The 14225-nt window shown below is 55.1% G+C and carries 13 protein-coding genes and 5 tRNA genes; 9 read left to right on the top strand and 9 right to left on the bottom strand.

Annotated features, from left to right (window positions below):
• Positions 1-203: 203 nt before the first annotated feature.
• The 9 genes from RW65_RS12670 to luxS all read left to right on the top strand — a co-directional run bounded on the left by RW65_RS12670 (position 204) and on the right by luxS (position 4836).
• Positions 204-296 (top strand) — tRNA-Ser (locus RW65_RS12670).
• A gap of 4 nt (positions 297-300) precedes the next feature.
• A tRNA-Arg gene (locus RW65_RS12665) sits at positions 301-377 on the top strand.
• A gap of 188 nt (positions 378-565) precedes the next feature.
• Positions 566-642: transfer RNA gene (locus RW65_RS12660), tRNA-Arg, on the top strand.
• Between the two features lie 211 nt (positions 643-853).
• Positions 854-930, top strand: a tRNA-Arg gene (locus tag RW65_RS12655).
• Between the two features lie 210 nt (positions 931-1140).
• A tRNA-Arg gene (locus RW65_RS12650) sits at positions 1141-1217 on the top strand.
• A gap of 335 nt (positions 1218-1552) precedes the next feature.
• Positions 1553-2119, top strand: a complete 567-nt coding sequence (gene yqaB, locus RW65_RS12645; RefSeq protein ID WP_039057106.1) for a fructose-1-phosphate/6-phosphogluconate phosphatase — start codon at positions 1553-1555, stop codon at positions 2117-2119.
• The gene (locus RW65_RS12640; RefSeq protein ID WP_039057105.1) at positions 2116-2544 is read left to right on the top strand and encodes a YqaA family protein; all 429 of its coding nucleotides are present in this window, start codon (positions 2116-2118) and stop codon (positions 2542-2544) included. The genes yqaB and RW65_RS12640 overlap by 4 nt, the downstream gene beginning before the upstream one ends.
• Positions 2545-2624: 80 nt before the next feature.
• Positions 2625-4169 carry a glutamate--cysteine ligase gene (gene gshA, locus RW65_RS12635; RefSeq protein WP_039057104.1) on the top strand — a complete coding sequence of 515 codons (1545 nt, stop codon included), beginning with the start codon at positions 2625-2627 and terminating at the stop codon, positions 4167-4169.
• A 151-nt stretch (positions 4170-4320) separates the two neighbouring features.
• On the top strand, positions 4321-4836 hold the full coding sequence (luxS, locus tag RW65_RS12630; RefSeq protein ID WP_039057103.1) for an S-ribosylhomocysteine lyase: 516 nt from the start codon (positions 4321-4323) through the stop codon (positions 4834-4836).
• A gap of 47 nt (positions 4837-4883) precedes the next feature.
• Here luxS and emrB read toward each other — a convergent pair whose 3' ends face one another.
• The 9 genes from emrB to proV form a co-directional block, all read right to left on the bottom strand.
• A complete protein-coding gene (gene emrB, locus RW65_RS12625) occupies positions 4884-6416 on the bottom strand; it encodes a multidrug efflux MFS transporter permease subunit EmrB (protein WP_039057102.1) in 1533 nt (510 codons plus the stop codon).
• A gap of 15 nt (positions 6417-6431) precedes the next feature.
• The gene (gene emrA / locus RW65_RS12620; RefSeq protein WP_039057101.1) at positions 6432-7604 is read right to left on the bottom strand and encodes a multidrug efflux MFS transporter periplasmic adaptor subunit EmrA; all 1173 of its coding nucleotides are present in this window, start codon (positions 7602-7604) and stop codon (positions 6432-6434) included.
• Positions 7605-7720: 116 nt separating this feature from the next.
• Positions 7721-8251, bottom strand: coding sequence for a transcriptional repressor MprA (gene mprA, locus RW65_RS12615; protein ID WP_039057100.1), 531 nt, complete (start codon positions 8249-8251; stop codon positions 7721-7723).
• A 90-nt stretch (positions 8252-8341) separates the two neighbouring features.
• Positions 8342-8677: an L-valine transporter subunit YgaH gene (ygaH, locus tag RW65_RS12610; protein ID WP_039057099.1), complete on the bottom strand. Its 336-nt coding sequence runs from the start codon at positions 8675-8677 to the stop codon at positions 8342-8344.
• Positions 8670-9407: an AzlC family ABC transporter permease gene (locus tag RW65_RS12605; protein ID WP_156123999.1), complete on the bottom strand. Its 738-nt coding sequence runs from the start codon at positions 9405-9407 to the stop codon at positions 8670-8672. Before RW65_RS12605 ends, ygaH begins: the two co-directional genes overlap by 8 nt.
• A 129-nt stretch (positions 9408-9536) precedes the next feature.
• On the bottom strand, positions 9537-10721 hold the full coding sequence (locus RW65_RS12600) for an MFS transporter (RefSeq protein ID WP_039057098.1): 1185 nt from the start codon (positions 10719-10721) through the stop codon (positions 9537-9539).
• Positions 10722-10882: 161 nt separating this feature from the next.
• Positions 10883-11884, bottom strand: coding sequence for a glycine betaine/L-proline ABC transporter substrate-binding protein ProX (gene proX / locus RW65_RS12595; protein WP_039057097.1), 1002 nt, complete (start codon positions 11882-11884; stop codon positions 10883-10885).
• A 58-nt stretch (positions 11885-11942) separates the two neighbouring features.
• Positions 11943-13007 (bottom strand): glycine betaine/L-proline ABC transporter permease ProW, encoded by a 1065-nt coding sequence (gene proW, locus RW65_RS12590; protein ID WP_039057096.1) that lies wholly within the window; start codon positions 13005-13007, stop codon positions 11943-11945.
• Positions 13000-14202, bottom strand: coding sequence for a glycine betaine/L-proline ABC transporter ATP-binding protein ProV (gene proV, locus RW65_RS12585; protein ID WP_039057095.1), 1203 nt, complete (start codon positions 14200-14202; stop codon positions 13000-13002). The genes proW and proV overlap by 8 nt, the downstream gene beginning before the upstream one ends.
• Between the last annotated feature and the right edge of the window lie 23 nt (positions 14203-14225).

Below are 14225 nucleotides of genomic sequence, written 5' to 3'. Positions count from 1 at the left end.
TTTTTCCGCAGCGAAACGGGAGAAATTCTGCTGATAAAACATCCTTTTTGCCCTTTTTACAGGCGAATTGTCTGCGAAGTGTGCAATCAATTCCGGGGCTGGAAAAATTGTTTGACTTATAAGTCCCAGAAAGTAATATGTGCGCCACGCAGCGACGAAGAGCTCTTAACGAGTTAGTCGAAGCACTCGAAAGAGACGCGTGTGGTGAGGTGGCCGAGAGGCTGAAGGCGCTCCCCTGCTAAGGGAGTATGCGGTCAAAAGCTGCATCCGGGGTTCGAATCCCCGCCTCACCGCCATTTTGCATCCGTAGCTCAGCTGGATAGAGTACTCGGCTACGAACCGAGCGGTCGGAGGTTCGAATCCTCCCGGATGCACCATCTTCTGCGAAATAACAGAAGAACTGTTCTCTCAGGTATCACGGTTGTTACCGTTAGCACCAGGGGGGATAACGTTGCTTCAGCAACGGCCCGTAGGGCGAGGCGCAGCCGAGTAATCCTCCCGGATGCACCATTATTCAGTGAAATCGTAGTTCCTGCGTTTTCATCGTCAAAGCAGTAATCCTGATGCATCCGTAGCTCAGCTGGATAGAGTACTCGGCTACGAACCGAGCGGTCGGAGGTTCGAATCCTCCCGGATGCACCATCTTCTGCGAAATAACAGAAGAACTGTTCTCTCAGGTATCACGGTTGTTACCGTTAGCACCAGGGGGGATAACGTTGCTTCAGCAACGGCCCGCAGGGCGAGGCGCAGCCGAGTAATCCTCCCGGATGCACCATTTTCTGTAAAATTACAGAAGAACGATTTTCGAAGTAATTGCTCCTCGCAGTTTCCTCGTCAAAGCAGTAATCCCGATGCATCCGTAGCTCAGCTGGATAGAGTACTCGGCTACGAACCGAGCGGTCGGAGGTTCGAATCCTCCCGGATGCACCATTTTCTGAGCATTAACAGAAGAAGTGTTCTCTCAGGTATCACGGTTGTTTCCGTTGGCACCAGGGAGGATAACGTTGCTTCAGCAACGGCCCGCAGGGCGAGGCGCAGCCGAGTCATCCTCCCGGATGCACCATATTCTGCAATCTCAAAGATAAAGACTTTCGAAGCCATTGCTCCACGCAGTTTCTTCGTCAAAGCAGTAATCCTGATGCATCCGTAGCTCAGCTGGATAGAGTACTCGGCTACGAACCGAGCGGTCGGAGGTTCGAATCCTCCCGGATGCACCATCTTCTGCGAATTAAAAGAAAAACTGTTCTCTCAGGTATCTTGGTTGTTGCCGTTGGCACCAGGGAGGATAACGTTGCTTTAGCAACGGCCCGCAGGGCGAGGCGCAGCCGAGTCATCCTCCCGGATGCACCATATTCTCCAGGTTTACCGCAGAACTATTCTTTCAGATGCGCCAGAGCTTTAATCCTTAGCGAAACTCCCGTTTTCCCGTTCCACCTTCTCTTCACCTCTCAGTAGTAGCCCCCTTATTCTCCCTGCTTATTACGCGCTGGCAGCGACAAAAGTCACTGTTTACGTTAAAGTAAATGTTTGTTATCGGCTTTGTGAGAAGATGATGTACGAACGTTACGCGGGTCTCATTTTTGATATGGATGGCACCATCCTCGATACGGAACCCACGCACCGTAAGGCCTGGCATGAAGTGCTTGGACGTTATGGCATGCGTTTCGATGAGCAGGTGATGATTGGTCTCAACGGCTCTCCAACCTGGCGTATAGCGCAATTCATCATTGAATCTAATCAGAGCGATCTCGATCCTTTCCTGCTGGCAGAAGAAAAAACGGCGGCGGTTAAAGCGATGCTGCTGGATTCTGTACGTCCGCTACCCTTAATTGAGGTGGTTAAAGCCTGGCACGGTCGCCGCCCGATGTCGGTGGGTACCGGCAGCGAAAGCGCGATTGCCGAGGCGCTGCTGGCGCACCTGGGGCTGCGACATTATTTCAGCGCGGTTGTCGCCGCCGATCATGTCAAAAACCACAAGCCCGCGCCCGATACGTTCCTGCTTTGTGCGCAAAGGATGAATGTTGAACCGACGCAGTGCGTAGTTTTTGAGGATGCGGATTTTGGCCTTCAGGCGGCACGCGCTGCCGGTATGGACGCGGTGGATGTACGCCTATTGTGAGCGAAACCTTATCTTTGCTGTCGCTGTTTACCAGCAGCTTCCTGAGCGCCACATTATTGCCGGGCAATTCTGAGGTCGTGCTGGTCGCGATGTTGCTTTCTCACGTCAGCCAGCCCTGGCTGCTTGTGGTAATAGCAACAATGGGTAATAGCCTTGGAGGCATGACTAACGTTATTCTTGGGCGTTTCTTTCCACAACGCAAACCATCGCGCTGGCAGGAAAAAGCGACCGACTGGCTCAAACGATACGGCGCGGCTGCGCTGTTGTTGAGCTGGGTGCCTGTAATAGGCGATTTACTGTGTCTGCTGGCAGGCTGGATGCGCCTCGCCTGGGGGCCAGTACTGTTTTTTTTATGCTTTGGCAAAGCGTTACGCTATTTGGCTATCGCCTTAGTAACGCTGCAGGGCATGACGTGGTGGCACTAATTGGACTGAGTGAGTGACCTTTAATCGTCAACCATTACAATTATGCTTAATAAAATGAATATGACAGGCGGGAGGTCAATTTGATCCCGGACGTATCACAGGCATTGTCCTGGCTGGAAAAAAATCCTCAGGCGCTCAAGGGGATCCAACGTGGTCTTGAGCGTGAAACACTGCGTGTAAAGGCGGATGGTTCGCTGGCAACAACCGGTCATCCGGCCACGCTTGGCTCGGCACTGACCCACAAATGGATCACCACTGATTTTGCCGAAGCGCTGCTGGAATTTATTACACCGGTAGATGGCGATATCAATCATATGCTGACTATCATGCGTGATATTCATCGCTACAGCGCGCGCCAGATTGGCGACGAACGCATGTGGCCGCTGAGCATGCCGTGCAAAATCGAAGAGGGGCAGGAGATTGAACTGGCGCAATATGGCACCTCGAATATTGGCCGTCTGAAAACCCTTTATCGTGAAGGGCTGAAAAACCGCTACGGCGCGCTGATGCAAACCATCTCCGGTGTGCATTACAACTTCTCGCTGCCGATGGCGTTTTGGGAAGCGAAAAGCGGCAGCACCGATAAGGAGTCGGTATCGGACGGCTATTTCCGCCTGATTCGTAACTACTACCGTTTTGGCTGGGTGATCCCCTATCTGTTTGGCGCTTCTCCTGCCATCTGCTCGTCGTTCCTGCAGGGGAAACCGACAACGCTGCCGTTTGAAAAGACACCGAACGGGATGCTGTACCTGCCCTACGCGACGTCGCTGCGCTTAAGCGATCTGGGCTATACCAATAAATCCCAGAGCAATCTCGGCATCACCTTTAATAACCTGCACGACTATGTGACGGCCCTGAAGCGCGCCATTAAAACGCCTTCTGACGAATATGCCAAAATTGGCCTGCAGAAAGACGGTAAGTATTTGCAGATCAATACCAACATTCTGCAGATAGAAAACGAGTTGTATGCGCCGATTCGCCCGAAACGCGTCACCCGCAGCGGCGAAGCACCGTCGGATGCGCTGCTGCGCGGCGGCATTGAGTACATTGAAGTTCGTTCGCTGGATATCAACCCGTTCACCGCCATTGGCGTTGACGAACAGCAGGTGCGCTTCCTCGATCTGTTTATGGTCTGGTGCGTGCTGGCGGATGCACCAGAGATGAGCAGCGACGAGTTGCAATGTACGCGTACTAACTGGAATCGCGTGATTCTGGAAGGGCGCAAGCCGGGCCTGACCCTTGGCATGGGCTGTGAAACAGCGCAGTTCCCTCTCGCACAGGTTGGCAAGGATCTGTTCAGGGATCTGAAACGAGTAGCACAGACGCTGGATGGCGTGTACGGTGGCAATGAGTATGCAACCGTCTGCGACCAGCTGGTTGCCAGCTTCGACGATCCAGAATTAACTTTCTCCGCGCGTATTTTGCGCTCGATGATTGATAATGGCATTGGTGGGACGGGCAAAGCGCTGGGTGAGCAGTACCGTTCCCAGCTGCGTGAAGAGCCGCTGGAAATCCTGCAGGATGCAGATTTTATCGCCGAGGGTAAAGCGTCGCTGGCGCGTCAGGCAGAGATTGAGGCTGGCGATACGGAGTCGTTTGACGCGTTACTTGCGCGTCACGCCTGATACAAAAGAAAAAGGCCACATCTCTGTGGCCAAAATTTCATCTCTGAAATCAGGGATGATGATAACAAATGCGCGTCTTTCATATACTCAGACTCGCACGGGAAAGAAGAGTTCATTTTTATTTAAAAAAAATCACTGTGGAGGTGACTAAATGCCATTACTGGATAGCTTCACTGTCGATCATACCCGTATGGAAGCGCCTGCCGTCCGTGTTGCCAAAACTATGGACACGCCGCACGGCGACACCATTACCGTATTCGACCTGCGTTTCTGCATTCCCAATAAAGAAGTGATGCCGGAAAAAGGGATCCATACGCTGGAGCATCTGTTCGCCGGTTTTATGCGTAACCACCTTAATGGCAACGGCGTTGAGATTATCGACATCTCGCCAATGGGCTGCCGCACCGGTTTCTATATGAGCCTGATTGGTACGCCGGACGAGCAGCGCGTCGCCGATGCATGGAAAGCGGCGATGGCCGATGTGCTGAAGGTTAAAGAGCAGAATCAGATCCCGGAGCTGAACGTCTATCAGTGCGGGACTTACCAGATGCACTCTCTGGAAGAGGCGCAAGAGATCGCGCGCCATATCCTTGAGAAAGATGTTCGTGTTAACAGCAACGAAGAGTTGGCCCTGCCGAAAGAGAAACTGCAGGAACTACACATCTAGTTCCCTTATGCCGCCTTCTGCACCCAGAAGGCGGCATCGTAAGCAGATTAATGCGCGCCACCGCCGCCGCCCGCGCCAAATGGCGGTTTGGCAAACCACACCAGCCCCAGCAGTATCAAGAAAACTCCCGCCGAGAACCAGAAAATCTCGTTCGCCGAGATTATCAGCCCCTGGTTGGTTATCTGCTGCGCTATCCAGCCTGACGCCTGCTGTTGCGACATCCCCATCCCTTGCAGTTGGTTATAGACTTCCTGCGAGTTCGGGTTAAACGGGCTTATGGACTCCGTTAGCTGCGCATGGTGCATCGATTCACGGTTAGTCCACAGCGTCGTGGTAATCGAGGTCCCGATGGAGCCCGCCAGCGTACGGGCGAAGTTCGACAGGCTCGACGCCGCCGCCAGCCGTTCAGGCGGCAAGCCCGAAAGGGTGATGGTGGTGAGCGGCATAAAGAAGCAGGCCACCGCGAAACCCTGAATAAACTGCGGCCACGCCGACGCGCCAAAATCCATCCCCGGCTCGAAGGTATAGGCGCGCCAGTAGAAGCACACCGCGTACATAATAAAGCTAAAGGTCACCAGACGACGCATATCGAGCTTATGGGCGAAGCGGCCAATTATCGGTGATAACAGAACCGGGATCACGCCCACCGGTGCCGAAGCCAGTCCGGCCCAGGTCGCGGTATAGCCATAAACCGACTGCAATAGCTGCGGCAACAACACAATCGCGCCGAAGTAGAGCATATAGGCCAGGCTGATACATAAGCAGCCGATAGTAAAGTTGCGCGACTTAAACAGCGACAGGTCAACAATGGGGTTATCGTCGGTCAACTCCCAGACCACCAGGAAACTTATCGACACCACGGCGATAACCGTCAGCACGATAATCTCCGTCGAGTTAAACCAGTCCAGCTCTTTACCCTGGTCAAGCATCACCTGCAGGCTGCCGATACCGATGATCAGCAGCGCCAGCCCGACGCCATCAATACGCCGCTGTTCGGTACGGGTTTCGCGACCGCGCAGGCTTTGCAGCGTCAGCAGAACCACCAGCGCGCCAATCGGCACGTTAATAAAGAAGATCCAGCCCCAGTGGTAGTTATCACTGATGTAACCGCCAAGGATCGGCCCACAAATCGGCGCGACGATCACCGTCATTGACCACAGCGCCAGCGCAATAGAGCGTTTGGCGGGCGGATAGTTGCTCAGCAATAGACTCTGCGATAGCGGGATCAGCGGCCCGGCGACAATCCCCTGCAGCACGCGAAAGAAAATCAGCATATTAAGACTGCTGGAGACGCCGCACGCCCACGAGGCGATGGCGAAGGCCACCGTCGACCAGAGGAACAGCTTCACTTCCCCGACGCGTTTCGCCAGCCAGCCGGTGATCGGAATCGAGATGGCGTTCGCCACCCCAAAAGAGGTGATCACCCAGGTGCCCTGGCTCAAGGAGGAACCAAGGTTACCGGCAATAGTCGGAATAGCAACGTTAGCGATGGTCGAGTCCAGCACCTGCATGAAGGTCGCGAGGGACAGCGCAATGGTCATAATGACCAGCTGCGCGCCTTCCAGCGGTTTCTGTTGCATTGCACTCACCTCAGGTTAACCGGCGTTGGCTTTCACGATGTTTTCAATCAACGTGTTGACCGGCTCAAGGTTAATTTCCCGGGCGTTGCTTTCATACGCCGGCGCGGTACGTGCCTGGCTTGCCAGCACCTGACCGTCACGATTTTCCGTATCGACTTTCACCAGCGTTGAGAGGCCAATACGCAGCGGATTTTCCGTTAGCTGCTTCGCATCCAGCTCAATACGCACCGGCAGGCGCTGAACCACTTTGATCCAGTTACCGGTGGCGTTTTGCGCTGGCAGCAAAGAGAAGGCGCTGCCGGTCCCCATATCGAGGCCGACCACTTTACCGGTGTACTTCACTTCGTCGCCGTAAATATCGCTAATCACGGTTGCGCTCTGGCCGATGCGCATATGCGCCAGCTGCGTCTCTTTAAAGTTCGCATCCACCCACAGGCCACTGGCCGGTACTACAGCCATCAGCGGGGTAGAGGTGGTGATCTGCGCGCCAGGCTGCACGGCGCGACGGGATACATAACCGGTAATCGGGCTAACGATTTTGGTACGCTGCAGCGCCAGCCAGCTGTTACGCACTTCCGCCGCCGCTTGTTTTATTGCTGGCTGATCTTCCAGCCGCGTATCCAGTACCATCGCCTGGTTGGCATTGTATTGCTGAACCGCAACGTCCAGTGCCGCCTGCGCGCTGGTCACCGCGTCACGAGCGTGCTGCAGCTCTTCACGGCCAATCAGGTTAGCGCTGCCGAGAGGCACACGGCGATTCAAATCGCTCTGTGCCTGAGCAAGGGCGGTTTTTTTCAGCTCAATGCTCGCCTGCAGCTGCTTACCGTTAATGATTGACTGGCGGGTTTGACGTACGCTGGTCGCAAGAGCGGTTTGCGCTTTTTCAAACGCCTGCTGGGCATCGGTAGCGTCCAGCGTTACCAGCACATCGCCCTGTTTAACGAAATCGGTATTATCGGCCCAGACTTTCGTCACGCTGCCGGATACCTGCGCCATGATTTGTACCTGGTTCCCTGCCACGTAAGCGTCATCGGTCTCTTCAAAATGACGCACGACCAAAAACCAATAAATCCCGTATGCAACGGCAATAACAACAAAGAGCAAGGTCAGCAGAAGAAGGGCGCCTTTACGTTTGCCTCTCTTTTTGACCGGTTGCTGCGGCGTTTGACTCTCCGCACTTGCGCTCATGCTTTTCTCCACAATCTTATTTTTCTTCCGGCAAACGCCGGCCTGTTTTCGCCAAAAAAGCCAGCAGATACTGGCTTCATATATTTATAGGTTGGTAATGCGGACGTTTAAGCGCGTTAGCGCAACGCCTCTAGAATGACGCCTTCTTCATCCATCTGATCGAGACGGTTAAGAAGTTTTCGGGTGATATGTTCCAGCTGATCTTTTTCGCTCACGCTTAAAGAAGACCACAGCTGATGCAGACAGTTGTGCTGCGGCGGCAGAACCTGACGCAGGAATTCGTGACCTTTGTCGGTCAGTTGCAAATGGAGGCAGCGGCGATCGTTATCGCTTTCGTGGCGCTCGATCCAGCCGCGTTTTTCCAGCTCATCGGCGATACGCGTTGCGTTGGTGCGCGACGATCCCAGCGCGCTGCTCAGCTCAGAGGGCTGAATACTGTGATTCTCCTGGGATTCCAGGGTAATCAGCGCCATAAACAACGTCTCGTTAATGCCCTGCGCTTTCAGCATCTTATTGCGGTTTTCCAGCAGTTTACCCTGCATATGCATACACAGGCGGGTTAACAAAATTTCCTGAAACGGGAAATCTTCATAGCGGCTGGCGCGAAACTTAAGCATTTGTTCAATGGGCGTAAACGAACTATCCATTTGGGTATGACCTCATTAATTGCAGTCGATATAGTAACGACAGTGACAAATAAAGTAAATGTATTATTTGTAGTAATAAATTTGCCTTATCTATACGTCTGTCAGCAGTTTCCAGGCGATTCCATACGCGAAAGCGCTGAGCAGCGTGGGAAGAATAATGCTGCGCGTCTTCCAGAAGCTCACTCCGAGCACGGCGAAGCCGATAAGCGTCGGCAGCAGTCGACGGCTGTCGGCGATGATTTCCGGTACGCAGGACACCACCAACAGCGCACAAATTGACGCAATGCCGATGGTATCGAGCAATACGCCGCCGGCGCCGCGTTTTGCCGGACGCGACTCTCCGGCACGGATGCGCAGAGGAAGATAGCGGAATAAAAAATTGACGCAGCCCACCAGCAGGCCCAGCAGCAGCACCTCGTTACGCATCGGCAGTTCCTTGATATAGCGCCTGCACCAGCGCGGTCAGACAGCCGGCGAAAATCCCGGCGAGGATGGCGGCAGGAATAGAAAACAGCGTGACGCCCGCCAGCGCGCCGAGCAGCGCGGCCGTGACGGCGCTTATCTGACGGCGCTGGAACGACGCCAGCAGGAAACTCATAAACAGTGCGGGCAGCATAAAGCCTAGCGCCGATTCTACCGCCGGATAACCCTCCAGCAGGCCATTACCGGAAAAAGCGCCCAGCATCGTACCCGCCACCCATGAGAGCCAGGAGAAGAGGGCGATGCCCATCATCCAGTTTTCGCTCCAGCGGCGGTTATCGCGCACCAGTTTCGCCGTGGCGGCGGCAAATACCTCATCCGTCAGACCAAAGGCCCAGACGGCGGTTTTCGTCTTTTGCAGCGGTTGTACAATGCGGCTGCGCAGGGACGGACCGTAGAGCACATGGCGCACATCCATAGCCATTACCGTTAAGGCTGCGACCCATAAGGCACTCCCGGCAGCCAACATGGTGGTAATCACGAACTGGCTGGCACCCGCGTAGATAATGCAGGAGAAGAAAACGCTTTCGAGTGGGGTGAAACCCAGTTTGGTGGCATTCATTCCGAAGGCAAACGCAACGGGAAGATAGCTTAAAACGATGGGAAGACTGTCTTTGATGCCTTCAGAAAAAGTGGCTTGCTGGTCAGGTGTGGCGTTGGTTGCTGAACGATCCATATCCATAATGTTTGGTATATATCACCCACGTTAATATAACCGTGATAAACAAGTCCCATAACCTTAACAGACTGAAGGACTGCTTAACACCCCGGTTTTTCCGGGAAAGGCATTAACGTGGGCAGTTGCTTATATTGCCGCCGGTTGACGGTGAAATCCTCGCCACCACACCAGTAAATTCATCAGCGCCAGTAAACTACCGGCGAGGCATACGCCCGTCCATCCGGCATGTTGCCAGGCGGAAGCGGAGATCAGCGAGCCCGCCGCGCCGCCAATAAAATAGCTGGTCATATAGCCTGCGGTCAGGCGATTTCGCGCGTCGGGCTTCACGCGATAGATAACCGTCTGGTTAGTGATATGCACCCCTTGCACCGTCAGATCCAGCAGCAGAATGCCGATAATCAAAGCGATAACTGAACTCTGCCCCAGCCAGATAGCCAGCCAGGAGAGCAGTAATAATACCAGCCCGCCGGTGGTGGTGAGATGTGCATGTCCGCGATCCGCCAGCCCACCGGCCTGACGTGCGCCTAACGCGCCCGCGGCACCGACCAGGCCAAACAGGCCGATCACCGCTTCCGAAAAGTGAAACGGCGGTGACGCCAGCAAAAACGCCATCGAGGTCCAGAGAATGCTGAAATTGGCAAAGCTCAGGCAGCCTAACAGGGCGCGCGTACGCAACAGTTTGTCGCGGGCAAACAGGGTAAACACCGAGCCGAGCAGCTGCGGGTAGTTAAGATGGTTCTCCTGCTTGAGCGTGGGCAGCCCGCGCCACAGCGCCAGCGCCATCAGCGCCATCAGTACGCTGGCCACCCAGTACACCGTGCGCCAGCCACCCACTTCGGCGAGCAACCCGGCCACGGTGCGCGCCAGCAAAATCCCCAATAGCAGACCGCTCATAATGGTGCCAACCACCTTGCCGCGTTTATCCGGTGTCGCCAGCGTCGCAGCAAAGGGCACCAGGATTTGCGCCACCACCGAAAACAGCCCGGTCAGCGCCGTGCCGAGGATCATCATCCCAAGCGACGCGCTGCTGGCGGTAATCAGCATGCCGCCCGCCGCCAGTAACGTCATCACCACAATCAACGTGCGCCGTTCAAACATATCCCCCAGCGGCACCAGAAACAGCAGACCGGCGGCGTAGCCAAGCTGAGCGGCGGTGACAATAAATCCGGCCTGGTTCGGGGAGAGGGAAAACGCGCGGGCAATGGTATCAAGCAGCGGTTGCGCATAGTAGTTGCTGGCGACGGCGAGGCCGGTGGCGACGGACATCAGCGCAATCAGCGCCGGGCTAAGGCCCTGGTTCGGTTTGGTCATAAGTGTGATTAGTCAGCAGATTTTTCCAGAGCTCATGATAGCCAATAGTTTGAAAATTGTGACAAAGATCGGGTGTCGGAACCTGCGGTTAATACTTATCTGCGGGATAAAAAAAACGCCACCGGTTTTAACCCGCTGGCGCTGGCAATGAAGAGAAGGCGTTATTTCTGCGCGGCAAGCGCTTCTTTGATCCAGCCGTCGAACTGCTGCTGGTGGGCCTTGATCCAGCCGTCAACGTGGCCCTGAATATCCGCTTCCGACGATTTGCCTGCATGCATCATCGCGTTCTCGGCATTGATATCCGCCAGCGGCAGTTTCATTACTGCGAACAGCTTCGCCGCCGCCGGGTTTTTCTCCGCCCAGGCTTTATTGGCAACAATATGCATGGTGTTCACCGGGAAACCGTAATTCATGCCGTTCGGCAGTTTGGTGTCGATAGCTTTCTGCTCGCCCGGCAGTGAGGAGAACGGCACCTGCAGCCAGACCACATCTTTACCCGGTTTCAGCACGTCGCTCACCCAGTATGGCGTCCAGGTGTAATAGAGCACCGGTTTGCCCTCTTTAAAGCGGGTAATGGTATCGGCCATCATCGCCGAATAGTTGCCGTGGCTGACGGTTACCGTGTTCTCCAGCCCGTAAGCCTGATGCTGGTGGTTAATTACCGTTTCGCAGCCCCAGCCCGGCGAGCAGCCCATCATGTCGGCTTTTCCGTCGCCGTTGCCATCAAACAGTTTGGCGATTTTTGGATCTTTTAGCTGCTCAATATTGGTGATGTGGTATTTATCGGCGGTTTTCTTGTCGATCAAATAGCCCTGCGCCGCGCCGGTCACATAGGTGCCTGCACGATAGAATTTCTTATCGCCTCCGGCTGCGGCGTACATATCGTCATGCAGCGGCTGCCAGTTGACGGCGGTAAAGGTCAAATCGCCTGCGGCCAGCGAGGTATAACCGACGTTGTAATCCACTTCATCGGGGGTGTTCACGGTGTAGCCGAGTTTTTCCAGCGCGCGGCTAACCAGCAGTGTCTGGAAGCTCTCTTCGGCGATAGTGCTTTGAAAAGGTTTGACGGTGATGCCTTTACCCGGCAGTGATGCATCCGCAGCGAATGCGCTGGTGGAGACAAGGGTGGCAAACGCTGTGGCAAAAAGTACGCGATGTCGCATCGTTGTTCCTTCTTTTTCAGGTGGAATAGCGTTGGCCCGGCCTGCGCCGGGCGACAGCTTATTTAGCGAATGGACGGGTCAGCAGACCCAGCGGGCCGGTTTGATACCAGCGACGATTTCCCCGGCTGCGGGAATCGCGACCGACAGCCTGCGTCAGGCGGTCGAGAATAATGGCGAGGATCACAATCCCGACGCCACCGACGGTGGCAAGCCCCATATCGAGACGGCCAATACCGCGCAGTACCATCTGGCCAAGCCCGCCGACGGCGATCATTGAGGCGATCACTACCATGGAGAGGGCAAGCATCAGCGTCTGGTTAATCCCCGCCATAATGGTGGGCATGGCCAGCGGTAACTGGACTTTAAACAGCATCTGGCGCGGGCTGGCGCCAAAGGAGCGCGAAGCCTCAATCAGATCCGCCGGTACCTGGTTAATGCCAAGAATGGTCAGGCGCACCACCGGCGGCAGGGCGAAGATAATGGTCACCACTACGCCCGGCACGTTGCCAATGCCAAACAGCATGACGATCGGCACCAGGTAAACAAACGCCGGAGTCGTCTGCATCGCATCGAGCAGCGGGCGAACGATCTTCGCCGCACGCGGGCTGCGCGCCAGCCAGATGCCCATCGGCAAGCCGATCACCACGCAGAACAGCAGCGCGGTTAATACCAGCGCCAGGGTTATCATCGCCTGCGACCAGGCACCAATCGCACCAATGGCAATCAGCGATACCAGCGTGGCGATGCCCATTCCGGCGCTGCTCATCTGCCAGGCGATCAGCGAAAAGAGAATGATCGCCACCGGTGCGGGCATTCCCAGCAGCATCTGCTGAAAGGCGCTGAGGATATAATCCACCGGCACGCGAATGCCCTGGAACAGCGGGCGAAAATGCAGCACCACCCAATCGATAGCGTGCGTCACCCAGCTGTCGAGGGGAATCAGCGTCTTATGGAACGGGTCCATGATGTTGAAGTGTTCCGGCGCAGGTGCCGGTGCGCTGTGCAGCCAGTCGGCGCTGCTGCCATCGGTCGGTGCGGCGCTGCTGCCGCCCCATGCATCCGCCGACTGTGCCGCGTTGTCCGTTGCGGGCGCGCTTTCCCACGGGTTATTTTGATCAGCCATTGTTTGCCCCCTCGCGATCTAAAGCCTGCAGCAGCATCCGTTTCGAGATGATGCCGACGTACTGTTGCTCTTCACCCACCACCGGTACGGCGCAGGGCGCTTGCCCGACGTGGGAGAGCAACTCGCTGAGCGGTGTTTCGGCATCCACCGCAAGGGGGGCGTCGATAAGCGCCGCCTCGATCCCCTGGCTTTGGCGCAGCGCCTCTTTCAGGGAGTCGATGGAGACAACGCCGACAAATTTATTGCCGCGTTCAATCACATAGCCGAATTCACGATCTTCATCTTCCAGCAATTTGAGCGCCGAACGCGGACCGAAGCCCGGCGTTTTACGAATCAGCCCCACCGGCGTTCGCCGGGCAATATCTTTTGCGCTAAATACCTGGCTAATATCCACGCCGCGGAAGAAGGTGCGCACATAATCATTGGCCGGATTATTCAGAATTTCATCCGGCGTACCGACCTGCACTATTTCACCGTTTTGCATAATGGCAATCCGGTCGCCAATACGCATCGCTTCATCCAGATCGTGGGAAATAAAGACAATGGTGCGCTGGTGTTTCGCCTGCAGCTTCACCAGTTCATCCTGCATTTCCGTACGAATTAAGGGATCGAGGGCCGAGAAGGCTTCATCCATTAATAAAATATCGGGATTAATGGCTAATGCCCGCGCCAGACCGACGCGCTGGCGCATACCGCCGGAGAGCTCATCGGGATAACCGTGCGCGTAATTTTCCAGACCCACCTGACGTAGCGCATCCAGCGCTTTTTCCTGGCGCGTCTGCGGCGGCGTGCCGGCTAATTCCATACCAAATGCAGTATTATCCAGCACCGTCATATGCGGCATTAATGCAAATGACTGGAACACCATCGCAATCTTTTTCCTGCGCACCTCGCGTAATTCGGCGTCCGAGATGTTGGCGATATCCACGCCATCAATCAGTACCTTGCCGCGGGTGGGTTCAATCAGGCGATTGAGAAGGCGTACCAGAGTGGATTTACCCGATCCGGATAATCCCATGATGACAAATATCTCGCCTTCTTCAATGGCCAGACTGGCGTCTATTACGCCAAGCGATAGCCCCGTTTTTTCCAGTATTTGCTCTTTTGAAAGTCCTTTTTCAATATATTTGAAAGCCCGCTGCGGATGCTCGCCAAATATCTTATAGAGGTTTTTTATTTCTAATTTAATTGCCATGCAATAATTAAGTTCCTGTTATT

Origin of the sequence: Enterobacter sp. Bisph1 (genome assembly GCF_000814905.1) — a bacterium.
Classification (GTDB): domain Bacteria; phylum Pseudomonadota; class Gammaproteobacteria; order Enterobacterales; family Enterobacteriaceae; genus Kosakonia.
Note: the sequence above shows the minus strand (reverse complement) of the source record. Positions and strands in the feature narration are given on the sequence as shown.